Genomic DNA, 25,233 nt, shown 5'->3' with positions numbered 1-25,233 from the left:
CTTTTTTTCAAAAGGGTGTTGATTTGTGCTACTGTTTTATGGTTGTAAATGAATAAGGGAATAGGTACTGTGTCAAAAAACAAGTCTTTTCTTTGATAATTTAGGAAACAGGTTGATTTATCAAGTTGTTATCCCGTGCAGCAAGAGCTTCATGCTTTTGCTGCTTTTTTGTTTCAAATTTTGCATCATACACTTCTTCGTTCTTCCATAAGGTGTACATCAATATCAATAGTTTTCTCTGAACCGCCACAAGAGCCACCAACGGCTTTGCTTTGTTTGGCTTTAATCTGTTATAGAATTGTTTCAATGTCGGGTTACAACGCACACAGGCCATCGAAGGCATGTGAAGTACCGCCCTAATATGACTATTACCTTTTTTGCTGATTCTGGTCTTCCCCTTGAAATTGCCGGATTCCCTCAGTACCACATCATAACCGGCGTAGCTCACCAACTGCTTGGCGTTGACTATGGATTCGAATCCTAAAGTTTCCCCGATTACCGTAGCCGCCGATATGAAAGATACACCGGGGATACTTATCAAATAATCAAGTTTCCTTTTTAATACTTCATTTTTAGAGATCAGTATCCGCATCTCTTCCTCAACCGCTGCTATCTGTGTATTTAAAAGCTTCAATCTGATCTTGTGCCTTTTCAATGCTCTTGCATTACTATGAACTCCAGATGCGATAGCACCTTGGCGATTGGTCTCCATTGTCCTATCGTTCAACAATGAACTGCGCTCCCTGCTCAGTCCTTTTAATTCCTGTAACTCTTCGCTGGGCGGGTGCCAAAGGCGAATACTTCTTTCAAGCCCTAGCATACTCAACATTCTACTATCCAGCGCATCCGTTTTAGAACGTTGGTCCAAACTCTGCGCGTAGCGCTTTACACGACCCGATTGCATTACACAGACCGAATACCCCCGTTCGTGTAGATAATGTGCAATACGCTGATGGTAAACGCCGGTAGCTTCCATCACCACCAAAAGTTCCACCTCATGGTCAACCGATGCTTTCAACCATTTCAAGAGTTCTTTGTAGCCTTTTATATCATTGGGAACATCTGAATGGGACTTAAATTCCTTGACCAGCCTCTTACTTAGGAAACCTAATGACAATGATAGATTCAACTTAGAAACATCGATACCCAAACTTTGTTTTAACTGCTTTTCCATATCCTATTTTTTAAGGCTAGAATTCTCTTTAGCATCTTTGCTCGCATTTGATTCGATCTCTGCACATTTAGGATCTAGGTACTGTTCAGATTCCAAGAAAATTATAGAAGGGCGGAAAACCTATGAAACGATATCATCTGAATGTATCTAGCCGAGACCTCGCTGTCCCTCCTATTTAAGCCTGTTGTTAAGTATCCAAGCTAATGCTTTAAAGATTAGCTTGGGAAGAGTATAGAACCTATGAAGCGATATCTACTAAAAGTATCTAGCCAAACCTCGAAATCACCCTTCCCTTTAAACTATTTTGTCCATTAAAATATCTTATCTTCAAACCAAGAACCAAACATACGAGCTAAACCGTTAGCACACATTTAAAACCAATGATTTTTTATTTAATAATCTTTTTGATTTTAATCACAATCCTAATAGGAACTTCTGTATGGATTTATAGATTATTTAAACTCTATAAAAGAGGAAAAACCACATCTTTCTGGATTCAAACTTCAATTCTGGGAATTATATTAATATTTATAACTTGGAATCTTGGGATTTTCCCATTGTCAAAAAATTTCCAGATTAAAGAACGGACAGAATTATTGACTGGGCAAACCTTTTGGAGTTGGAAAGAGTTTGACTATGAAGAAATAGGTGTGCGTGGAGAAGGATATACACTGGATATTTATAAATTTAATGAAGAATACGCCCAATACTTCAAAAACCCTGACTCTACCTTTTTTGAAAACTATCCACCCGAGAATATGTCAGAAATTAAATGGACTCCTACTCCAATAAAAGATAATGAAATCGATATTTTGGAATTCGCCACTCCAATCTATGGCGGCTGGAAAGGAGAAATAGTCACTAAACAGGATTTTATAAGAAATGTGGCTAAAAACAAAGGAGCTTATTATGCTTACCGAAAAGGAGGTGGAACGGACTTTTTCTTAATATCACCAAAAGATAGACTCGTAATTTTGATTAATCACAATATGTAAAAAAAGTGTGCTAAAAACCTAAACGTAATGCGGACTTTAGGGCAAAATCGAAAGGTCTGTGTATATTTATAATGTCGCTAAATCTTATGGATTAAGAAAAAAAACTAAACAATAAGATTTAGCTTCTTGCTAAGACGTAAACGAAAGGTTTCCTTACTTCCGCACTACGCGAGCCGAACCGTTGTACGCAAGCTAAAAAACCAAAAGTGAACTATATGAAACCAAAGATGATTTGGGCGAATTTTGGTGTAGATGATATTGACAGAACCCAGAAATTTTATCAAGAATTAGGATTTGAATTAAATGGAAAACCTAATAAAGAGTTGGTTAGTTTCCTTTTTAGTAACCGAAATTTTGTGATTCATTTTTTCAAAAAAGAGAAACTAAAGGAAAGTTTAGAAGGCGAACTGTCTGATTTAAGTAAAGGAAACGAAGTTATGTTTTCACTATCGGCGGAATCTAAAAACGAATATGACAAATGGGTTGACCTTATCAAAAATGCGGGCGGGAAAATCCGCTTTGACTCTAATAAAGACCGAAAGGAATTTTATGATGAAAATGGATTTTTCGTTTGTGTTTTTACAGATCCAGACGGACACAAATTCAATTTACTCTATAATGAAAATAAGTAAAGCCTGCGTACAACAAAATCTATAATGCGGGTTGAAGGGGTAACCGTATGGCCGCTATTTCCGGAGCTGCACCAAGACTACTTGGCAAACACCTATCGTCGTGCACAACATAAAAAAAACAGCAATAAGTGATAAAAAAGAAGTTTGAAAAATTACTTAAGAAGTACGATAGAAAAATTGTAATAGACAAAATTATTGATGGTAAATACCAAACCTTAAATAATGATGGAACATTGCTACATCACCATATTTTTTATCAAATTGTTTGGATTGAGAATGGTTCAGGAGTGCATATAATAGAGAACAAAAGGTATGATTATACAGGTGGAACTATTTTTCTTTTAGCACCTTATTACTTACACAAAATAACATACAATAAAGACGTTCAAGGTTATGTTGTTAGTTTTAACGATAGCTTATTAGACCGTTTTCAAAATAAATCTACTTTACTATTTCACCACATTCACCAAGCATATATTAAAGTGCCGAGTGAAGAAATTAAATTACTCAATGATGAATTCAATCTTTTAAACCATTATTTTAATAAGAATAAAAATAGTTCGGTTATTATTTTACAGAATTACTTACACATACTGCTAACTAAAATAAAGGAGTTTAAGAACTTTACAGAAATAGAAGATTTAGATAATGATGTAAAAATATTAGAGCAATTTGTGCACTTGGTTAGAACACATTACAAAGAGCAAAAACAAATGGCTTTCTACATTAGAGAAATGGCTATTTCACAAAAAAAATTGAATCGAATACTCAAAAATAATACGGGGCTTACACCTGCAAAATTTTTAGAAACCTACATACTAAATGAAGCAGCTAGAATGTTGTGCTACAGTGATTTGAGTGTAAAGGAAATTGTCGGAGAACTTAGTTTTTCTGAAAGCTCTTATTTTATAAAAGCGTTTAAAAAACACTTCGAAAAAACACCCATAGCATATAGAAATTCTGCTAAATTAAATTTGAATTCCAAATAGTACCATACAAATCCTAAATAGTTCTATTAGCCTATATCAAGAAAATAGAAGTTTGCATTCTAACAAATGTAAAGTAAGCTAATATGAATAAATCTATTCTCTATGTTTTAGCCTGTGTATTTTTATGGTCATTAATACCAGTAGTATCCAAATTAGGGCAAAATGAATTAGATAACCATCAATTTCTTTTCTGGTCAAGCATGTTTTCATTACTGTTTTTTTTTGGTATTGGACTTTATAAAAAAAGTCTTCAAAAACTAATTGAAATTTCAAAAGTTAAATGGTTTCAAGCTATTTGTTTAGGTTTTTTAGGCACCTATTTGTATTACGTATTATTATATTTAGGGTATGCTAACGCACCAGGAATGGAAGTTTTAATTGTACAATATTCTTGGCCAATTTTAATCGTTTTGTTATCCCTCATTCTATTAAAAGAAAAACTGACAATTTATAAAACAGCATCTCTTCTCTTGGGATTTATCGGAGTTTTCTTTGTGCTTACAAAAGGTAATTTTGAACAATTAAAATTTGAAAATTTAAATATCGACTTAATTGTGTTTACAGGAGCATTTGTTTTTGCATTATTTTCTGTGTTAAGTAAAAAAATAAAAATTGATGATACGCTATTATTAACAATTTACTTTTTAACAGCTAGTTTCGCTTCATTTATATCAATGCACTTCTATTCCGAATTTAAAACACCTAACCTCAATACTGTAGTACCGATTCTTATTAATGGATTTTTAGTGAATGGACTTTCATATATATATTGGATTAAAGCTCTTAAAATTGGAGAAGCGTCTTTTATAGCACCATTTGTTTTTTTAACACCTGTTTTATCATCCATTTTTTTAATAGTCATTTTTAACGAGCCATTTTATACAGTATACTTAATTGGAATGTCATGTGTCGTACTTGGTGGTTTACTGAACACCCAAAAGAGAAAGAAAAATACCGTGCATAACAAAGAACTGAGTTGAAAAACAACTGTTGTCCTGATTAATTTTAGATCATAATTATTCTGTGCCCAAACCTAAAACCAGTTATCGGGTTATGCCCCCGTTCTCTTTTTTGCCCTACCCTTTGACTTGGACGGAAACGTGATTCTCATCATATGGCATACCTGATTTGGCGATGGCAAATGCCTGTTTCAATAACTTGTTGGCCCGCTTTAGCCTAATGGTATTTATCTTTTGCAGGTCCATGAATGGGGCAAGGGTGCCGAAGACCGGCTCCACCGTGCTCTGGCGTTAGCCCTTCATATACCTGCCCTCTTTATTGTTTACACATTCCCCTTGGTCAACGGGTAAAGAAAGTCCAGTTCCAGTGCATCTTTCAATCACCTGTAGAAATTGTCTTTGGAGATCCGTTGGCTCAGCTGGAAGAAGGAGAACAGTGTTTCTTGATAGTCCTTCTTTCCCTGCATACCTAAAGTTATGATCCATTACCGAATCGGGAATGATCTTCAACAACTTTTTTCGCTAACTTGTACAAATGGCACAAAGCCTAAAGTTCATCGCTTGCGGATTTCCTATCGGAAATCCTACGCTAAAAGTTAACTTTGGGTTCGGCTGGATTGTCTTGCGGACGAATTACAGCAACGAACTTTCGCCGAGACGTTAGTCAGAATTTGAAAATAGTCAATTATATAGATAAAAATAATTAGAACATAATGCCCAATAATGATAAAAACAAAACTCCAATTTTCCAAAGAATAGTTGATATTGGTGCTAATAAGGAGTTTTCTATAACTGAGAATAGGTATTTGCGCATAACAAATATCGCTTCGATTCTTGGCATCTTGTTTATGGTGCTGTGGATGATTACTGCTTTTTGTATTACAGATTCCCCAATACTTTACGGAAGCAATGGATTGTTGGCATTGATGTTCTCATTCGTTCTGTTATTCAATGGCAAAGGTTGGCGGGTATTGGCTTCAACTTGGTTTACTGCTACGTCCTATATTGGAATTATTCTATTTCTTTATTTGTTGGGTTACTCGTCAGGGGTTTGGGTCATTTGTTTCATCATAATAATTACACCATACATGACTTTTCCCAAAAGTGCGAGAAAATTAGCTATTGGTTTCAGCATGCTGGGGGTCTTGACTTTGATTGTTTCGGTTACGTTTCAATCCCAATTTACTCCTCACTATAATGTACTTGATCCCTATTTTCTGCAAATGTTTAACATCAGCACAACTGGACTGATTTGCTTTACGATCGCATGGACTTTGTCTGTGTTGATTGATAGATCGGAGGAGTCTTTGAGGGTTGAGCAAAAAAGATCAGATGACCTTTTACATAATATTCTTCCTGTAAATGTGGCAAGAGATCTAAAGGAAACTGGTAAAACAGTACCCAAAAGGCACAAAAATGTAACTATTCTGTTTACTGATTTCAAAGGCTTTACGGAGTTGGTGGCTAGCATTCCCGCAATCACTTTGGTCAATGAACTCAATGATATTTTTGGCCGCTTCGATGAGATTGTTGAAGAGGCGGGAGTTGAAAAAATAGAGACAATTGGGGATGCATATATGGCTGCATGTGGCCTTGAAGAAGCGGTTAAAGATCATGCCATTAGTTGTATTAAAGCTGCCCAACAGATGTTGTCCTATCTGGAGGAGAGAAATAAAAAACATGAAATAAAGTGGAGGATGAGAGTTGGAATACATTCAGGACCAGTAGTGGCTGGCGTAGTTGGAAAGAAGAAATTCAACTATGATCTCTTTGGAGATACCGTTAATACGGCAAGTCGGATGGAATCATTAGGAGATCCTGGCAAAATAAATATATCGGAGGCAACCTACCAGCTTGTCAAAAATGATATCACTTGCGAAAGCAGGGAGAAAATTCAAGCGAAAGGAAAGGGTAAATTGGAAATGTATTTTATAAAATATAGCTAACAGTAGTAACCGTTGCACAAGTTGTTAGTTCATTAAAAACGGATTCATCCAAGCTTTTTTCAGAGGCTTTTTGGTATTAGGTTAGAAGTGGAAAGCTAATTTTACATGCCTTGCAAAAGCTCTCAATAAGTATGCTAAGGTGTTTCCATAAACGCCGATAAGGCAAGTAGGTGGTCTGCCTTGCTCTTTGAACGTTTTGTAAGGCTATATAAGTAATTAAATTAAGAATTTTTAAACATATTTTATATGAAAAAAATAGCCTTGATTACCATTGGATTGGTTTGGATTTTAGCTTTAATAATTTTAATAATATCTCTGACCGACTTGTATCCGAATAATGTTTTTAGCGAATATCGCTTAATCATCGGAATTACCTTTATTACTATAACTGGACTTTTTAAACCAATTTGTAATTTTGTCATCAATAGGTAACATAAGGAAGGAAAACGGAACAATGCGCGGACTTTAGCAAGTTGCAGCATTGCTCATTCAATCAGATTTGAAAATAAATCACATGGGCTTACATTCTTTATTGACAAAATGTATTGAGAAATAAGCTAGCTAACCCAGCTGGAAATAAAAAAGAAAATGATTAGCAAAAATATTCCCAATCTTCTAGAACTGATTTCTTGCCCTCTTGTTTCTACTACTTCGAAAATTCCTACCTTTTTTGTTAAAGTATGTCAAAAAAGCCCAAAGTACACAAAGTACAACTATAAGAATAATTGAAGTATTTATCTGATTAATATAATCTGGTAAATTCATATAAGAAATATACGAAATATTTCTATGATATTTGTCAATGAAAAACGTTAATGATTGTCTTTTAGTAAGATACAAGAGGACTATCACCTACGGTTCTGCGAGAGGCTTGGGGCGAAGTTCCCCTTGTTGACTCGGTTACTAAACGTTACCTGCAAACTGAAAAAAATTAAATGAATAAAATAGCAATATTGTACCAAGCTCAACTTCCACCTGTAAAAGATGGCATTCAAAAACCTATGAAGCCAGGAGGTTATTCTGATAGTGGTGCTGATATTGTTTTTGAATTATTAGAAAATAACATTGATGTAATTACACCTGTTGAAAATCCAAATCAACACAATGACACGGATTGGGTTTTTCCAGACACAAAAAACGGGATTGAAACGGCATTACAAAAAGGAGCAAAAATCTTTTGGTTAAATACAGTGCTATATCAACACCATACGATAGAAAATTATCTTGACATAGAATTGGAAATTGTCGGACAAATACCTGAATTGGTTGATGTTTATGATGATAAAATGGTCACCAATAGCTTATTGAAATCCAACAATATTCCCATTCCTAAAAACGAACTTATCACTATTGAGAATTACAATGATTTATCATTGGAATTGGAGTTTCCATTGGTTCTAAAGCCCATTAGGGGAAGAGGAAGTCAAGGCGTTGCTAAAATTGAAAATCGCAGTGAACTCATAGAAAATTTGAACGCTATTTTTTTAGAAAGTAATTACGGAAACGCAGCCTATGTTGAACAATTTTTAAACGGACAGGAAATTACAATTACTATAATGCCGAAAGGAAATTACGTGATTAATAACAGCGAGGAATATTTTAATAGACCTTGGTGTTTGCCAGCTGTTAAGCGATTTAATCATAATAGCGGAATTGCACCTTATAACGGTATAGTAGCCGTGATGGAAAACAGTAAAGTTTTGAGCGATGATGAACTACAGACAACTGAAATCCAAGAAGTATATGAACATTGTGTCAAATCAGCCGAGTTAATTGGAATAAAAGCACCGATTAGAATAGATTGCAGGGCAAATGAACAAGGGAAATACTTTCTATTTGACTTAAATATGAAACCGAATATGACTGGACCTTCAAGACCTCATAGAAAAAACCAAGATAGTCTGACTTTACTCTCTGCAAGAAAAATCGGATGGAGTTACTTTGATTTATTGAATAATATGTTGAATCAAAAATGGAAAGCCTGCAGGTAGTCAAGTAACCGTTGCACCAGCACATAGTTTCAGACAAACAGAACCGGTATATGCTCTTTTAAAAGGCTTTTGTCTTTAATGTTTAGCTATACAAGGCCAGTTTTCGGTGCGGTTCTCGGGCACCATACAGGTAATGAACGAAGTTTTTCGCAAGTGAAGACAGAACAAATACACTTGCCCCGATATTTAAATATTTTACGACCAATTTCAGGTACTTTTTCTGGTTATAGGCAATCGCCGAGAGGTGTATCACCTTATTGGCCTGTACCGGTTCGTTGGTTTTTATCTTTCTCAGGCCATGAACTGGGTATGCGTACCCAAAACGGGTTCTACCGTGCTCTGCCGTTTGCTTTTTATATGTGCTGAATTACGCTCGTATTCTTCCCGGTATTAAGTGACCGAGGACTGTTTCTCGTATACTTGGCCTACATTACAGGCTATTTTGAGGAATACCACGATTTTTTTATGACCCCTGACAAAGGGTTGTCATTGATCAGGTTTACGTTTGCACCATACTAATTTATTAAGCAATAAAACGAATGAAAAACGTAATGAACCCAAAATTTGGTATAATTGACTTCCCAAAGGCGACTATGATTTCAGTCAACGGTGTAGCTCTCGAAGTCTTTGAAGCAGGCAAGGAAAATGCAGGAAAACCTATTGTACTCTGTCACGGCTTTCCTGAGCATGCCTTTTCTTGGCGCCATCAAGTGCCGGCTCTTGCCGCAGCAGGCTACCATGTAATCGTTCCGAACCAACGAGGTTTTGGCAACTCATCCTGTCCGACCGAAGTAATCGAATACGATATTGAACACTTGTCGGGTGATCTAGTCGCACTTCTCGACTATTACGGATACGAAGATGCTACCTTTATCGGGCATGATTGGGGTGCAAATGTTGCTTGGAGACTGTCACAATTACACCCAGAACGGGTAAACGGAGTGATAAACTTGGCTTTGCCTTATCAAGAGCGAGGAGAAAAGCCTTGGATTGAATTCATGGAAGAAGTATTTGGCGGAGATTTTTATTTTGTTCATTTCAATCGACAGCCAGGAGTAGCAGATGCTATTTTAGAAGAAAACACATCGAGGTTCCTTCGTAATATGTTCCGTAAAAATGTACCTCCCGTTCCCCCTGAACCAGGAATGTTGATGATTAATCTGGCAAGAGCGGAAAAACCACTAGGCGAACCCATACTGAGCGATAGCGAATTGGCCGTGTTCGTCTCCGCCTTCGAATCGTCTGGGTTTACAGGAGGTATAAATTGGTACAGAAACCTTGATCTCAATTGGCAAATATTGGCAGAGGTGAACCCGATTATTCAACATCCCGCACTCATGATTTATGGTAATTATGATATGATTCCTAAGTTTGAAAGATTAGCTGAGTTCGTGCCCAATGTGAACGTGGTCAGTCTAGATTGCGGTCATTGGATTCAACAAGAACTTCCTGAAGAAACTAATCAGGCAATTTTAAAATGGTTAGAACGACAAAATACTTAAAAAGTAAACCGAAACCACTTGAATCGAAGTAAGAACGGCTTAAATAAATGATGCATATTCCCCCTAAAACACGACAGTCTGTTAAGTTTAAAATAAGAGACTAAAATTTACTGAAGCCTATGATAGCGCAATTTCCCTTGGGCACACTGTGGCTCAACCACAAATCATTAAGAGTTTTTCTTGATGCTGCTTTTTTGCCTGCATACCTAATGTTATGATCGATCATCGGATCGGCCATAATCTGGTAGACTTTTTCGCTAATTTATACAATAGGCACCATGGCAATAATAAATAAGGTGTAAATTATTGAATACGTTAGCTTCGGTGTGTTTGTCAAGTATATCACCTCGATAGTATCGGGGTGATTTTTATCTTTTCGTTTAGATATAATTACCGCTTCTTTAACAACCACTGTAGGGGGTAAAAGTTAGTTTTACCATCGATAATCGAATTTTATGAAAATAAAACGACTCGTATTATTTTCAATTTCAACACTCTTTCTCTCTATTGGTAATGCACAAACCGCCACCCTATCTAGATCGAAGAATACCAAGCTTATAAAGGGCAGTGTAAAGAGTCTTAACAATGATGTTTCCAACGTATTAATAATTAACTTAAATTCTAAAAAGTCGACAATTTCAGATTCCTTAGGCTACTTCATTATAGAGGCTAAATTGCGAGATTCCATTAGATTTACAGCAGTTCAATATTTAACGAAGGAAGTGGTCATTTCAGACACAATAATGCTCCAAACTTCGGTAACTGTGAATCTCATAGAGAATGTTATTAATTTAAATGAAGTTACAGTTACACCCTATAATTTAACGGGTAACATTACAAATGACATTAAAAAGTTGAATATTGAATCTAGAGTTACTTCTTCAACATTGGGTTTGCCTAATGCAGATCTAAGAATATTGCCGTCAAGCGAAAGACTACTTCTTGTAGCCGATAGAGGCAAATATGCGAGATTTATGACCATAGAAGAGATGTTAAAGGAGGATAAATTCCTTTTAGGATTCTTCAAATTAGGCGTTATGGTAAACACTGATAAAACAATGAATAGAATTTCCGGAAAAACCAAACAATTAGAAGATATGGTCGCCCGTGAAAAAAGTATAGCAGCAGAAAAAGAAATCATTGCTAATTTTTCAAAAAAATCAATATCCGAAAGTTTTGACATACCTGAAATAAATATTGATGGGTTTCTTACCTACTGTCTATCTCAAGCGGATTTTTCTGAAATATCTCAAACCGAGAATGTGCTTTTAATCTGGGAGTACCTAAAAAGGAAAAGTATTGCATTTAAAGAGACGGAATATGTAAATGAATAAAAGCGGTTTAGAAAATATTCATAGAAAAAACGTTTTACAGCAAAATCTATGGAACATATGATTTTCGGGCTGTAACGAATAGTTTGCGTACTTTTATGAGATCGATATTGCCAACTATCGGGATGGGGTTTTGATATGGCAAAAAAGAAAAAAACACCAAGAGATTACACTTTGTGCATGGCAGAAAAATGGCCAACGCGTCGACCTGCACGCTGTTATCGCCGACGCATATGCACTAATATATTCGGGCGTTGTAGTTGGTTTGGTACGCTAAAAGATATTCTTTACTAGGTTAAAGAGACATAGTTTACACTTTTTAGATTATAGTTTAAAATATAGTATATCTGATTAAATAAGAATAATGAAAAAATTAAAGGAACAGACTGATGCAAAAATTGCAGCGGGACGAAAAGCAAATCCTGACTTCATGAAAGGTGTTGATGATATTATTATTAAAGCAAAAGCTTTCCAACAAGGTGAAAATGCTATTAAAATTGGAAAGAAAGCTCCCGATTTCGTACTACCTAACCCTGAAGGAAAAGCAATATCGTTATCTACTTTATTGGATAAAGGTCCGCTTGTTATCACATTTTATCGTGGTAGTTGGTGTCCCTACTGCAACTTGCAACTGAGAGCTTTACAAGCCCGATTAAGCGACATTCATGCACTGGGTGCTACGTTAGTTGCCATCAGCCCAGAGGTACCCGACGGGTCATTGACAAAAAATGAAATTAGTAAAATGGAGTTCATTGTATTGTCTGATCAAGATGCAAAAGTTGCTTCCCGATATGGCGTTGCCTGGGAGGTGCCCGAGTTTTTGATGGAACATATGCGGGTAGATCGTAACCTTGATTTAAAAAAAATCAATAATGGGAATGCGAGTATATTACCGATTCCAGCCACGTTCGTCTTGGGAAATGACGGGATAGTCAAATGGAGTTATGTTAATGTTGATTATAGACAACGTTCAGAGCCTGATGAGATTGTTGAGGCCTTAAAAAATCTATCTTAAGAACTTAATTTTACTGGAATCTACGATAGCAATTTTTATATTGTTGTACAAATAGTTTCACAAGGCGTACTTGGCAATTCGTTGGCTTCATTTAAGGAAAATTCTTTGGGAGCTGTCGCCAATCAAGTCTTTGGCCCTGTTGGGTTCACCGTAATGATATTAGCGGCGGCTGTTTCTATGTTCGATTATTTAAGCAGTTCAATTTTGAGTATGCCAAGAATATTATATTGATCTATTAAAGAGTGTATTTAGCTGTGGTTAAATTGAGAAAACTAAATATTGGCTCCGGTAATGTATTTAGAATTTGAGGTGGTAGTGCAATTCCAATGTTGTCGAGTTTTCCATTATCTAATCTTGAACGAAATGAATTTATAGTTATTTTGATAGCTATAAGGGTTTTGACCATGATATATTTTTTTTGAAACTAAACTGACTAAGGGCAAGATAAGCCTAATGGCAGACCCTATAGAAAGCCTCGATCCAAATCTGAAAGTTATTTAATTCCTTATTTTAATTTATTACCTTCGCCCACGAATTTTGGTTTGGTCCGGTAATTTTTGTCGGGTCGATTAAAAGGGAATCCGGTTAAAATCCGGAACTGTTCCCGCAACTGTAAGCTTTGTCCTTAAGTATTCGGACGGCTACCATTTTCTTTAGTATACCACTGCCCACATTTAACTTGGTTTCTTGGGGGCGGGAAGGTCGATGGTAGTACGCAAGTCAGGAGACCTGCCATATTCAGAACTAATATGTTGACCTTCGGGATAGGGGTCTTTGTAAATATGGCAAACAGAATACTTCTATTACTTATAGCAATACTCTTTGGTAGCGGTTCGGCCGTTGCCCAAAACGACAGTATTATACAGTTGGAAGAAGTCGTTCTCAGTGATGCAAGGCTATATCGTTTTGCCGAGGGTATTAAAATCAAAACGCTTTCAAAAGGAGTGGTCGAGCGAACAAATCCGACGTTTACCGACATGCTCCGCTTTAATTCGAGTATTTATTTTAAGGAAAATGGCTATGGAATGGTTTCTTCCCCTTCCTTTCGAGGAACCAATGCGCAGCATACGGCCGTAGTTTGGAACGGTATCAATATCAACTCGCCTTTGACCGGTCAAACGGACTTTGGAGCATTAATTCCGCAGAACTATGACGGAATTGCCATTAGAAGTGGTGGCGGTAGCGTGCAATATGGTAGTGGGGCAATTGGGGGAAGCATTCACTTGAACAATATGCTTGCTTTTGAAAATCATTTCGATAATGTGTTACAACTCGGTTATGGTAGTTACAATACAGAAAATCTCAATTTCAAAACCTCGTACGGCTCCAACTCTTTCGCATTGGATTTTGGATTGAATTATATGAACTCCGACAATGATTATGATTACCTAGGTACGGATCAAAAGAACGAAAATGGGGAATATGATCATTTGAACGTTAATATCAATTCTGGATATTTCTTTACAAAACAGTGGCTGCTCAAGCTGCACCATAATACCTTTTTTGGTGACCGAAATTTATCGGGTACGTTGACAGCACCCTCAGATGATAAGTATAAAGATGTCAATACTCGATCTTTACTGGAAATGGTTCGTTTTACGAACGAAAAAATGATAAAATTCAAACTGGCACACTTGTTTGAACGCTATGAATATTATGCCAACAAGAATACACCCAATCATTCTTTTGGGAAAGTTAACACGCTAATAGGGGGGTACGACCATAAGCAAGCCTGGGGCGGTTTTACTTTGAACGGGCTTGTTGATTACAAAAGAGTTGAAGGCCAAGGGTCTTCGTTAGATAATGCGAAAAGGGACCAATGGTCGGGTACTATATTAGCGACTCATCGCCCGACAGACCGCCTACATTACGGTTTAAGTATTCGAAAAGATTGGGTCAATGATTTTGAGAGTCCACTATTGTTGACGGTAAATGGCAGTTATGCATTCAGCGATTTCTACTTGCTCAAAGCAAGTGCCTCTAAGAACTTTCGACTGCCCACCTTTAATGATTTATACTGGTTGGGGGCCGGAAATTTAAATTTGGTTCCTGAAACTTCGTATCAAGCTGAATTGGGCCAGTTATTCAAAGTTGACAAGGTCAGTTTAGAACTTACCGCCTTTTATATCGATTTAGAAAATATGATCCAGTGGCGCCCCGATACTACCGGACTTTGGGTGCCACAAAATATTCAAGAGGCCAGGCAGTATGGTTTGGAAACTTCATTGAACTATAAAAATAATTGGGAACAACATCATTTTGAATTTGATGCGGCTTGGGCATATACCAAATCTATCGATCGCACAACGGAAAAACAATTAATATACGTTCCATTGCACAAGATAAACGGCTCGCTGAACTACGTTTTTCAGCGTTTTGAATTTTATGTGCAGACGCTTTTAAACGATTCGGTCTACATTACGACCGACGAAAGTAATCACCTCCCAGGCTATACCTTAGTTAATTTTGGCGGACACTATGAGGTGTTGAGATTGAAAGGACTACACCTGAAAATGGGATTGAGGATCAACAACCTTTTTAACGAAGAATACCAGAATGTGGCGTACAGGCCGATGCCTGATAGAAACTTTTTAATTCAAATTACAGCTAAATTTTAAATTATGAACACGAGAAATGTATGTATTTGGGCCTTGGCCATTGGGCTTTTGACTTCCTGTGATAGCGATGACGATGAAGTCGTAGACTTGCCCGGAGGAGATTATGAAACAGGACTTTTCGTAACGAACGAAGGCCCCTTCAATAATGGTAGCGGCACGGTTTCTTTTATTTCTGAGGATTTTTTAAATGTGGAACATTCCATTTTTAACAAGGTAAACAACGAAGATTTAGGCAATATTGTACAATCAATGAGCTTTGATGGTGATTTGGCCTATATCGTAGCCAATGTATCGAACAAAATTAATATTGTAAACCGAGATACTTTCGAAAAACAGGCTGAAATTACAGAAGGGTTGAACAACCCCAGGTATTTTGTAGCAGTCGATGGCACGGGTTATGTGAGCAATTGGGGTGATACGGCAGATGAAACCGATGATTTTATTGCGGTAATCGATTTAGTGTCAAACACGGTAGTAAGTACCATTTCGGTACCACTTGGTCCTGAGCGTTTGTTGGTAAATGGCAACGCCCTTTATGTGGCGAATAGTGGAGCATTCAGCACCAATAATCAAATTTCGGTAATCAATACCTCCTCCAATTCGGTAACTACGACCATCACGGTAGGTGATATGCCAAATTCAATGCAATTCGATAGTTCGGGAAATCTTTGGGTACTTGCGAGTGGAAACCCTGGATACCTAGGGGAAACAGGAGGGGCACTCTCCAAAATAAATACGACTACCTTTGAAGTTGTAAATCTTGATTTTGAATCTACACAGCATCCCGGAAGTTTGGGAATAGATCAAGATATGTTGTATTACCAAATGGGGGGTGCGGTCTATAAAATGGACCCTTCTGATGATGCCCTTCCTACAGAAGAATATCTTTCCGGACTAAGTTTTTATAGTATGACGGTGAATGAAGGAAAATTATATGGTACCGATGCCAAAGATTACGCCAGTAACGGTACGTTGAGCATTTATGATATCGCTACTAAAGATAGTTTGACTAGCTTGACTATGGGGATTATTCCAGGGGGTGTTTATTTTAATGAATAGTGACCTAAGACAATTCAATACAAAAAACGGCTTGGTGTTAAACCAAGCCGTTTTTTTATTCCTATCGTTTTTGTTAATTCAGGTTGATGTTAATTGGTTTATCAAGAAACATATTATCCTTTAGGGGCGCGAACATTTTCGAGCTTGTCATTACGTTTGCTGGCATTTGAACCGTGAAATCTTTTTTTCCGGTAGCGGAACCGGTTATCTCCTGTATGGCCTTGGCTAAAAGAGGCTCTTGTAAATCACCTAATACACCAAGGTTTGAAATATCTTCCTGCAATTCAATATCAGGTACAAGTCCATTGGTATAGTCAGAGAAGCCATCGGCGTTTTCGTTTCTTCCGACTAAGGGTTGAATGGCCCATCGATTATCGGAATTAATTTTGTTTTCCCTTTCAGGGTTATAGATGTAACTGCCCTCTGCATCATCGACCATTGTAATAGAAAATTCATTCTTTCCACGTGTGGTTTCGCCAATATGTACAACATCAACGTATGGTGCTAGTCCGTTAATGACCAACTCACTAGCGGAAGCCGAACTGCCCGTGGCAAGAATATAGACCTTGCTTAAATTCAATGTTTTCAATGTTGATTTTCCGCTTGTCTTGTCTGCAAAGTAATCTTCTAATTGCTCGGTGCTAAGTTGCTCTTGTATTTTGTCGTTCCAACGTTGCCTTAAGAATAATTCATCTGTATTGGCACCGTAAATCATGCTGGATAATAAACGTGCGGTATTCACGGATCCTCCCGGGTTATAGCGAAGATCTAATACAAGATCGGTAATATTCGCGTCGACAAAACGTCCGAACACTTCGTTTAACTCTTCATCATATTCATTGGTAAAGGCATTGTATACTAAATAGCCTATTTTTTGCCCTCCTATTTCAAAAGTTTCATCTAGAAAAATGGGATTTTCGGCCAAATCGGGCATTTTAGTAAGCGAAACTTCTTTGTCGGAAGGAGTAATCACCTCACCCTCGATAGTGGCCATATTCAAAGTATAGGTATCTTCATCACCAAAAAGAAGGCTTGTGTAATTATCAATGGTAAGCGTTCTTCCATTGACGCCGGTAAAAAGATCACCTCGATTGATATCTTTGGTAGCAGCATCTGAGTTCGGGATGATGTAGCGAACATATCCGAAAACATCGTCACTATCAGAAAAGCGTACCAACCCGAATTCAAGACCGTTGCTTTTTGAAATGCCGGATAATGATTTTGTCAAGGTTTCATAATCGTCGGAATAAAAACTAAATCGATCTTCAGAATAAAGCAAAGCGTCCTCAAAAAACGCGGCCGGGTCACTTTCCGATGCCAAAAACTCGGTATATGCTTTCGCTCCTTCCGTAGTATTCGGAAATTTATCATCTGCTAAATTTGAGACTTCGGCCTGCCAGAAATACCAAGAATTCATAGCTTTCCACATAAAATCTTGCACATCAACATTGGCATTTGGATCCGGATCCGGACCTGTCGGATTAATTAAACTGTCATCATCTTTACTGCAAGAGAGGGATAAAAGCCCCAAGGAAAGGAACAGTACTACATATTTTTTCATAGGTTTATTTTAATAGGCAAAAACCATTTCAATAACCATTCCATGATTTTACAAATGATTTGAGGCTCATTACCTTAGGCATAACGTATTTACGTAAATATTTAGTCTATGGTTTTCTAATTTATTTACACTTTTTGAAAAAAAGTTGTAAATCATTAACAATGATGGTCTTAAGAGCGTCAAGATTCATTTATGACCACCATTTCAAAATTCAAAATTCATTCGTTTTTAAATGGTATGGCAAGATTTGATTTTAAAGCCGTGGGTACTTTTTCGATAATCAAGTTGTCTTTCATAGGAGTGAACATTTTTGAGCTGGTTATCAAATTCACAGGAAAGTGAACGTTAAAAGTTCTTTTGGCACTTGCACCCGTTATTTCTTGAAGTGTCCTAGCCAGCAACGGTTCGTTGATATCGCCAAGAACACCCATGTTTTCAATATCTTCTTCAAGCTCTATATTTGGTACAAGGCCATTGTAGTAATCAGAAAACCCATCTGCGTTTTCGGCAAGCATAATTATGGGTTGAATGGCCCATTGATTATCGGGGTTAATGTTGTTTTCACGTTCCTCATCGTAAACATTGCCATTCCCGGGGTCATCGACAAAGGTGGCCGAACCTTGATTTTTGCCTACCGTAGTTGTACCGATATGTACGACTTCAATGTATGGGGCTAGACTGTTCATCACCAGTTCACTTGAAGATGCAGAACCATCTGTAGCTATTATGAAAACCCTTCCAAGATTTAAATTGTTCAAGGGTGCATTTGTGTTTCCATTGGCGTTGCCCGTAGTGGCCGTAAAAAAGGTTTCTCCGAACCCTGGCTCCAATGTTCCCTGTATCTTATCATTGTACCTTACCTTGTAAAAAAGCTCTTCCTCATCGGCACTGTGAATTAAGCTCGCCAGTACATTGGCCGTAAAGCCTAAACCACCAAGGTTATACCTTAAATCTAAGACAAGGTCTGTTATCTCTGCAGATTTGAATTCCCCAAAGGCCTGGTTGAGCTGTGCTTCCGAACCACCTGTAAATTGGTTGTACATCAAGTATCCAATTCTTTGGCCACTTACCTCTAAGATTTTGCTGACCAGCAGTGGGTCCTCGACTAAATTATCCTCTTTTGTCAAGACAACTTCTCTGTCATTTGGTGTTATTGTATTATTGGCAATATCAGCCATATTCAAGGTATAAGTGTTGGAATCACCGAAGAGAAGGTCTTCGTAATTACTGATCGTAAGTGTTTGGCCGTTAACTCCCGTAAAAATATCACCTCTTTTTATTTCTTTTGACGCTGCATCAGAATTAGGTACGATATAACGTACATACCCAAATATTGCATCACTATCTGAAAAACGGGATAAACCGAATTCGACGCCATTGCTTTTTGAGATTCCAACGAAAGCGTTTAATAAATCACGATAGTTTTCACTTAAATAACTGAATTTATCTTCAGAAAATAGGAGTTCATCATAAAAGAAATCTGTTGGATCGGGAAAGTCACTCAAGTATGAAGTATAGTCGGCATAGGTACTAAAACGATCATCGGTTAGATCGTTAACATCACTTTGCCAAAAATAATAAGCATTCATGGTTTGCCACATAAAGTTTTGAACTGTTATATTGGCTTCGATTAGTTCTTCCCCCGTTTCTTCTACTATTTCTTCTTCTTCGATAACCGTGTCATCGTTCTTCTTGCAATTCGAAAATACAAGTCCTAGCGAAAGGAAAAGTAGCAGGTGCTTTTTCATTTGTTGTATTTATATGGTCAAGGCATCAAGCAAAACTACTTAAAATATAAATTTAGGAGCCTATTGGCCCATGCTTATGTTGGCATTCTTAATTTTTACCAATACATGAAAAGATGAAAGCACCCTCAAGTGAATTAAAATCAACGTTTACACTTACTTTTGTTGTAAAGAAGAATAGTCAGTCAATGTACTTGCATGATCAACAATAAAAAAATTGTAACAAAACCTCCCGTGTCTCGTCTTGCTAATGAGAACGGTTAATAGAGCCTTGCAAACAATACAACCAAAAATGCAACAAGCGGAGTTTTTAAGCATGGTAATGCCCTTTAGAGATAAATTATACAGATTGGCAAAGCGTTTGCTAGTGTCTACAGAAGAGGCGGAAGATGCTACTCAAGAAATTTTGCTGAAGTTATGGTCTAAAAAGAAGGCTATTGGCGGGTATAGGAACGTAGAGGCTTTTGCCATGACAATGACCAAAAATTTCTGTTTAGACCGGCTAAAATCAAAACAGGCCGGAAATTTAAAATTGGTGCATACCAATTATAGCGATAAGGGAAGTTCTTTACAAAAGCAGGTCGAGGTCAATGATAGTGTGGCATGGGTAGAGAAGATTATGGATAGATTGCCCGAGAAGCAAAAATTAATATTACAGTTACGCGATGTTGAGGCGTATAGTTTTGATGAAATATCGGAGATTATGAATATGCAGCCTACAGCAATTAGGGCGGCACTGTCAAGAGCAAGAAAAACCGTTAGGGAGAAATTAATGGAAAAACATAGTTATGGAATCGGATAATATAGAAGAGCTATTGGAAAAATACTTCGAAGCGACCGCAACAGGCGCAGAAGAAGAAGCATTGCGAAGGTATTACCAAAAAGGAAATGTTGCCCCTCATTTGGAAAAATACGCGCCCATGTTCCAATATGTTTCCTTGGCAAAGAAAGAACGTTATACCCGACAAGTTTCACTTCCGATAAGCGGAAAGTCACGTAAGAATATTTACAAATGGTTTTCTGTTGCTGCCGTCGTAGCATTATGTTTTGGGCTGTACCTAAAAGAGCGTGCAATCGTTACCTTGGAAAGCGAATACACTCAAGAAGAAATTGCATCGGCTCAAGAGGCATTGGCCTTATTTACCCATAATTTCAGCAAGGGTACGAAGCAGCTGTCGTATTTAGAGGAATTTGAAAGGAATACAAATAAATTTTTAATCAAAGAGCAGTAAGTATGAATGGGGTGGCGTTGAGAGCCTCCCGGATATTCAAGTATGGTGTTCGTGAATTGAAACGGGCATTGGAGTATATTTAATAACAATAGAAAAATTAAAAAGATGAAAAAGCAAATTGCAATATTTATTTTAGTGGTAATACCCACCTTTATTTTTAGCCAAGATATTTTTGAAAAGTACGAAGACAATGATGGGGTGACCTACGTGTCGATGCAACCAAAAATGTTTCAAATGCTTGGTAAAATGAGTGTAAGTTCAGACGATCCCGAAGCACAAGATTTTTTCGCTTTGGTAAATAGCATTACAAGCTTTAAAGTGATGACCACAGAAGATGCTGCTATATCCAAAGATGTCGGAAACTGGGTGAACAACCGCCTGAAAGGTGCCGCTTATGAAGAATTAATGCGTGTAAAAGATGGTGATTCAAATGTGAAATTCTATGTCAAGGAAGGGAAAGATGAGAATCACGTCAAAGACCTTTTGATGTTGGTTACGGGTATCAGTGATCAAAACATAGAAATCAATGGGAGAAAATTGGAAACTGTACTGCTTTCATTGACAGGGGATATCGATCTTCGAAAAATTGCCAAGTTGACTGAAAAGATGGATTTACCGGGCGGAGACCAATTGGGTAAGGCCCGAAAGGGAAATTAAGAAATGTACGTACTGCAGGTTCTGTTCATCAAGAAATATTATCACCCTGTGGTATGAATGTAATTGATCACAATCAAAAAAAAACAGCATGAAAACAATGAAAACAATTTTTGTATTGACCTTGGTTGCGGCCATGGTGGCATGTTCTTCAACAACTAGTTTGCAGGAGTATTATGTCAATAATTCCGAAAACCCCAATTTTCTTTCGGTTGATCTGCCTGTAAGTTTGTTGCAGATGAAAAATGAGGCCATGACAGAAACCCAAAAAGAGGCTTTTGAATCTTTAAAGAAGTTGAATATCTTGGCTTTTAAGAAGACCGTCAAAAATGCGTCTGAATACCAGACTGAAAAGGCAAATGTAAAGGCTATTCTCGGTAACGGCCGATTCACCGAACTGATGAAAATAAACACTAGTTTTGGTAGGGCGACCATTAAATATTTGGGTAAAGACGATGCTATTGATGAAGTGGTCATTTACGGAGATAATGATGACAAAGGGTTTTTGCTGGTACGGGTATTGGGCAACGACATGAATCCCGCCAATTTTTTTCAGGTTATAAAAGCCCTTGAGAAAAGCGATTATAATGGAGAAGGACTTAAAGAGATAGGAGAGCTGATTAGAAGTTAGATCAACATTCAAATCTGTTCATATGCTAAAAAAAAAATCCGTTTCAACCTTGAAACGGATTTTATCTTTTTTGGCATATTAAGTTTTTCACGATTTTGGTAAACTGTTTATTTTTAAGAGGGTATTGATTATATTCGTCTAACTATAAACATTAAATAAAAACCATTAATTATGAAAGACGCAGAAATTTGGATGAACAAGGCAATTGATTTTGTCGTTGATTATGGCCCAAAAGTATTGGGAGCAATTTTAATCTACCTTATTGGTTCGTGGATTATAAAGAAAATAACTAGAGTCTTAAAAAACGTAATGAACAAAAAACATTACGATGAATCGCTTCAGAAATTTTTAGTAAGCCTTATTTCTTGGACCTTAAAGATTTTCTTGATTATCACAGTAATTTCTACCTTAGGAGTAGAAACAACAAGCTTGGCGGCTCTGATCGCTGCGGCTGGTCTTGCAATTGGCCTGGCCTTACAGGGATCATTGGGCAATTTCGCCGGGGGCGTATTACTTATCATATTCAAGCCCTATAAAATCGGCGATTTGATAGAGGCCCAAGGAGTTTTGGGCAGTGTAAAGGAAATTGAGATTTTTACTACAAAACTGGTCACACCTCAGAATAAATTGGCCATTGTGCCCAACGGAGCTATGGCCAATGGGAATATTATCAACTATACCGCTGAAGGAAAAATGCGTGTTGATACGACCGTTGGAATCGGTTATGGGGAAGATATCAAAAAAGCCAAGGATGTATTATTGGCTGTTTTGACTTCCAATCCTAAAGTACTTGAAAATCCGGCACCGTCAGTAAATGTTTCTGAATTGGCTGATAGTTCTGTGAATTTTGCCGTACGTCCTTTCTGTAAGCCTGAAGATTATTGGGATGTTTATTTTGCCACCATTGAAGGTAGTAAATTAGCATTAGACGCTGCAGAAATTGAGATACCATACCCACACAGGGTTCAAATTCAGAAGAAGGATTAACAAATTAATAGAACTTGAATAAACTAAAGAGACCCGACATTCAAACTTGTCGGGTCTTTTTATATGTTCATATCGCTATCGTATTAAATACCGGTATAGTTCTGAGGTGTTATCGCTTTCAGTTCTTTCTTAATAGCATCGGAAACTTCTAAAGTATCAATGAAATCCCCAATCGAGGTTTGATTTATTCTTTCGTTCGTTCTAGTCAATCCCTTTAGCGCTTCATACGGATTAGGGTAGCCCTCACGTCTCAATATGGTTTGAATCGCCTCAGCCACCACGGCCCAGTTATCTTCCAGATCTTGATTGAATTTTTCGGCGTTCAATAATAATTTCCCTAACCCCTTTAAGGTAGATTGAAAGGCAATAAGGGTATGTGCAAACGGTACGCCTACATTTCTTAGAACCGTACTGTCCGTAAGGTCTCGTTGCAGTCTAGAAATGGGTAGTTTTGCCGATAAATGCTCAAAAATAGCATTGGCAATACCTAAATTTCCTTCGGAGTTCTCAAAATCGATAGGGTTGACTTTATGAGGCATGGCCGAAGAACCAACCTCTCCTGCTTTAATTTTTTGTTTGAAATAATCCATTGAGACATACGTCCAGAAATCCCTATCAAGATCTAGTACAATAGTATTAACGCGTTTCAACGCGTCGCACAGCGCTGCCATATGGTCGTAATGCTCTATTTGTGTAGTAGGGAAGGAGTGGTGCAGGCCTAAAGTAGATTGAACAAAGTTTTGTCCGAATGATTTCCAGTCAATCTGGGGATAGGCTACCTTATGGGCATTATAATTTCCTGTCGCCCCACCAAACTTTGCGGCACTTGGTATGTCGTTCAGTAAATTGAATTGTTCATTTAATCGCGTGACATAAACATCAATCTCTTTGCCAAGACGGGTAGGGGATGCCGGCTGACCATGGGTACGGGCCAACATGGGTATCTCGGCCCATTCGATGGATAATGCTTTTAATTTATTAAGTACATTAAAGAATTCGGGTACATAAACTTTGTTTAACGCTTCCATTATGGATAAAGGAATGGCAGTGTTGTTTATGTCTTGGGATGTTAAACCGAAATGAATGAATTCTTTGAATTTTGCAAGCCCCAGCTTGTCAAAAGCCGATTTGATAAAGTACTCGACGGCTTTTACGTCATGATTTGTAATTTTTTCGATCTCTTTGATTTCCCTCGCATCTGAAGTATCGAAATTTCGATAGATCTCACGCAATACTTCAAATTTTGAAGTGTCGAAAGTAGATAGTTGTGGTAATGGAATTTCACAAAGTGCGATGAAGTATTCAATTTCTACCCTTACTCTATATTTGATGAGGGCTTCTTCTGAAAAAAAGTTGGCCAAGCTCTCGGTTTTAGTTCTATAACGCCCATCAATAGGGGAAATAGCGGTCAATGCGTCTAAAGACATCTGTTATGAATTTGGTTTAATTTAGAAAAGGGCAAAGATACTTATAAGCATGGGAGTTTAAAAGTTTCTCTCGCCGATTGTTGTGGTATAATAACTCTAAATAGGTATTTAGGTTATTTTAGTTGGGCCAATGTCATTCGCGCCCTTGCCTTATATGCGGCACTGCCATTAGCGTAATTTTGTTCAAGAACCAGTTTTAGTTCTTCATGGATCCAATGAATTTTTCTTCCCAAAAGTAGTAAACACGTCATGGAATAAGCTTGGGCGGCCACTTTATGCTCTCCAATGAGCCAGTCGAAACAAGCGGTGGCGATGCGGGCTAAAAAAGTCTGATTCAAAACCTTTTGTACAGCAGGGTCAGCCTTTAAAAAATAAGCACTGATGAGGTATTCACATATTTTGGCAACCGGTCTTACCGATGAATCTAAGTGTACCGACTTTAGATTTGAGGTAAAATAGTCAAGATGGGGATAAATATACGAAAGGTTTTGTTTGGCGGTAAACTCCATGACCCAACATGCCCTACTTGAAATCGGGTCATTAACGTCAAAGGCAATCTTTATAAGCGGAGAAATCAATTCAGGGTTTTGTAAGATTATCTCGGCCATTTCCGATCGTTTTTCGCGAGAGTGGTTTACATAGTTTAATGATTCGTATAATTCTTGATTGTTCACTGAGGTATACCTTTGTTTATGACCTTCAATTTAAAACAATAGTTGTATAAAAAAAATACTTGGTGGGATGACCAATACTCAGGGGGTTTATAATAGCAATTTTTTAAATAG

Annotated in this window: 22 protein-coding genes and 1 riboswitch; of the genes, 16 read left to right on the top strand and 6 right to left on the bottom strand. The window is 37.4% G+C overall.

From position 1 onward, the window contains the following. Positions 1-100: 100 nt before the first annotated feature. A complete protein-coding gene (locus tag AACZ88_RS11685; protein ID WP_339710295.1) occupies positions 101-1,174 on the bottom strand; it encodes an IS110 family transposase in 1,074 nt (357 codons plus the stop codon). Positions 1,175-1,554: 380 nt separating this feature from the next. Here AACZ88_RS11685 and AACZ88_RS11680 point away from each other — a divergent pair, with 380 nt between their 5' ends. The 4 genes from AACZ88_RS11680 (at position 1,555) to AACZ88_RS11665 (ending at position 4,770) form a co-directional block, all read left to right on the top strand. Then, positions 1,555-2,169 (top strand): hypothetical protein, encoded by a 615-nt coding sequence (locus AACZ88_RS11680; RefSeq protein WP_339710292.1) that lies wholly within the window; start codon positions 1,555-1,557, stop codon positions 2,167-2,169. A 215-nt stretch (positions 2,170-2,384) separates the two neighbouring features. Then, a complete protein-coding gene (locus AACZ88_RS11675) occupies positions 2,385-2,801 on the top strand; it encodes a VOC family protein (RefSeq protein WP_339710290.1) in 417 nt (138 codons plus the stop codon). Between the two features lie 128 nt (positions 2,802-2,929). Then, complete coding sequence (locus tag AACZ88_RS11670) at positions 2,930-3,790, top strand: helix-turn-helix transcriptional regulator (RefSeq protein ID WP_339710287.1); 861 nt, start codon at positions 2,930-2,932, stop codon at positions 3,788-3,790. 83 nt (positions 3,791-3,873) lie between these two features. Next, a complete protein-coding gene (locus AACZ88_RS11665; RefSeq protein ID WP_339710285.1) occupies positions 3,874-4,770 on the top strand; it encodes a DMT family transporter in 897 nt (298 codons plus the stop codon). 270 nt (positions 4,771-5,040) lie between these two features. Here AACZ88_RS11665 and AACZ88_RS11660 read toward each other — a convergent pair whose 3' ends face one another. Continuing rightward, positions 5,041-5,262, bottom strand: coding sequence for a hypothetical protein (locus AACZ88_RS11660; protein WP_339710282.1), 222 nt, complete (start codon positions 5,260-5,262; stop codon positions 5,041-5,043). 200 nt (positions 5,263-5,462) lie between these two features. Between AACZ88_RS11660 and AACZ88_RS11655 the strand changes: the two genes are divergently transcribed. The 7 genes from AACZ88_RS11655 (at position 5,463) to AACZ88_RS11625 (ending at position 16,211) form a co-directional block, all read left to right on the top strand. Continuing rightward, positions 5,463-6,695: an adenylate/guanylate cyclase domain-containing protein gene (locus tag AACZ88_RS11655; protein ID WP_339710279.1), complete on the top strand. Its 1,233-nt coding sequence runs from the start codon at positions 5,463-5,465 to the stop codon at positions 6,693-6,695. A gap of 935 nt (positions 6,696-7,630) precedes the next feature. Continuing rightward, positions 7,631-8,686: an ATP-grasp domain-containing protein gene (locus AACZ88_RS11650; protein ID WP_339710276.1), complete on the top strand. Its 1,056-nt coding sequence runs from the start codon at positions 7,631-7,633 to the stop codon at positions 8,684-8,686. Positions 8,687-9,237: 551 nt separating this feature from the next. Further along, positions 9,238-10,188, top strand: a complete 951-nt coding sequence (locus AACZ88_RS11645) for an alpha/beta hydrolase (RefSeq protein WP_339710273.1) — start codon at positions 9,238-9,240, stop codon at positions 10,186-10,188. A gap of 455 nt (positions 10,189-10,643) precedes the next feature. After that, on the top strand, positions 10,644-11,522 hold the full coding sequence (locus tag AACZ88_RS11640) for a hypothetical protein (RefSeq protein WP_339710270.1): 879 nt from the start codon (positions 10,644-10,646) through the stop codon (positions 11,520-11,522). A gap of 361 nt (positions 11,523-11,883) precedes the next feature. Then, a complete protein-coding gene (locus AACZ88_RS11635) occupies positions 11,884-12,534 on the top strand; it encodes a peroxiredoxin-like family protein (RefSeq protein ID WP_339710267.1) in 651 nt (216 codons plus the stop codon). 521 nt (positions 12,535-13,055) lie between these two features. Next, a riboswitch (cobalamin riboswitch) is annotated at positions 13,056-13,286 on the top strand. A gap of 30 nt (positions 13,287-13,316) precedes the next feature. Beyond that, positions 13,317-15,152: a TonB-dependent receptor gene (locus tag AACZ88_RS11630; protein ID WP_339710264.1), complete on the top strand. Its 1,836-nt coding sequence runs from the start codon at positions 13,317-13,319 to the stop codon at positions 15,150-15,152. A gap of 3 nt (positions 15,153-15,155) precedes the next feature. Then, positions 15,156-16,211, top strand: a complete 1,056-nt coding sequence (locus tag AACZ88_RS11625) for a DUF5074 domain-containing protein (RefSeq protein ID WP_339710261.1) — start codon at positions 15,156-15,158, stop codon at positions 16,209-16,211. 73 nt (positions 16,212-16,284) lie between these two features. Here the strand turns inward: AACZ88_RS11625 and AACZ88_RS11620 are convergent, their stop codons facing one another. Both AACZ88_RS11620 and AACZ88_RS11615 read right to left on the bottom strand, forming a co-directional pair. Continuing rightward, positions 16,285-17,772 (bottom strand): S41 family peptidase, encoded by a 1,488-nt coding sequence (locus AACZ88_RS11620; RefSeq protein ID WP_339710258.1) that lies wholly within the window; start codon positions 17,770-17,772, stop codon positions 16,285-16,287. Between the two features lie 218 nt (positions 17,773-17,990). Beyond that, a complete protein-coding gene (locus AACZ88_RS11615; RefSeq protein WP_339710255.1) occupies positions 17,991-19,520 on the bottom strand; it encodes a S41 family peptidase in 1,530 nt (509 codons plus the stop codon). A 289-nt stretch (positions 19,521-19,809) separates the two neighbouring features. Between AACZ88_RS11615 and AACZ88_RS11610 the strand changes: the two genes are divergently transcribed. From AACZ88_RS11610 to AACZ88_RS11590, 5 genes are all read left to right on the top strand, one after another. After that, positions 19,810-20,319 carry an RNA polymerase sigma factor gene (locus AACZ88_RS11610; RefSeq protein ID WP_339710253.1) on the top strand — a complete coding sequence of 170 codons (510 nt, stop codon included), beginning with the start codon at positions 19,810-19,812 and terminating at the stop codon, positions 20,317-20,319. Next, a complete protein-coding gene (locus tag AACZ88_RS11605; protein WP_339710251.1) occupies positions 20,306-20,749 on the top strand; it encodes a hypothetical protein in 444 nt (147 codons plus the stop codon). Before AACZ88_RS11610 ends, AACZ88_RS11605 begins: the two co-directional genes overlap by 14 nt. A 105-nt stretch (positions 20,750-20,854) precedes the next feature. After that, the gene (locus AACZ88_RS11600; RefSeq protein ID WP_339710248.1) at positions 20,855-21,406 is read left to right on the top strand and encodes a DUF4252 domain-containing protein; all 552 of its coding nucleotides are present in this window, start codon (positions 20,855-20,857) and stop codon (positions 21,404-21,406) included. Positions 21,407-21,494: 88 nt separating this feature from the next. Beyond that, positions 21,495-22,034, top strand: a complete 540-nt coding sequence (locus tag AACZ88_RS11595; protein ID WP_339710245.1) for a DUF4252 domain-containing protein — start codon at positions 21,495-21,497, stop codon at positions 22,032-22,034. Positions 22,035-22,205: 171 nt separating this feature from the next. After that, a complete protein-coding gene (locus AACZ88_RS11590; RefSeq protein ID WP_339710242.1) occupies positions 22,206-23,021 on the top strand; it encodes a mechanosensitive ion channel domain-containing protein in 816 nt (271 codons plus the stop codon). A gap of 83 nt (positions 23,022-23,104) precedes the next feature. On the opposite strand, the gene purB is transcribed toward AACZ88_RS11590, so the two are convergent. Next, entirely contained in the window at positions 23,105-24,448 is a 1,344-nt protein-coding gene (purB, locus tag AACZ88_RS11585; RefSeq protein ID WP_339710239.1) for an adenylosuccinate lyase, read from the bottom strand. Positions 24,449-24,561: 113 nt separating this feature from the next. Then, positions 24,562-25,056: an adenylosuccinate lyase gene (locus tag AACZ88_RS11580; RefSeq protein WP_339710236.1), complete on the bottom strand. Its 495-nt coding sequence runs from the start codon at positions 25,054-25,056 to the stop codon at positions 24,562-24,564. Positions 25,057-25,233 lie beyond the last annotated feature (177 nt).

It is taken from the genome of uncultured Kriegella sp., from assembly GCF_963975415.1.
Classification (GTDB): Bacteria; Bacteroidota; Bacteroidia; order Flavobacteriales; family Flavobacteriaceae; genus Kriegella.
The sequence above is the reverse complement of the archived record's forward strand: the minus strand, read 5'-3'. Positions and strand labels throughout refer to the sequence as shown.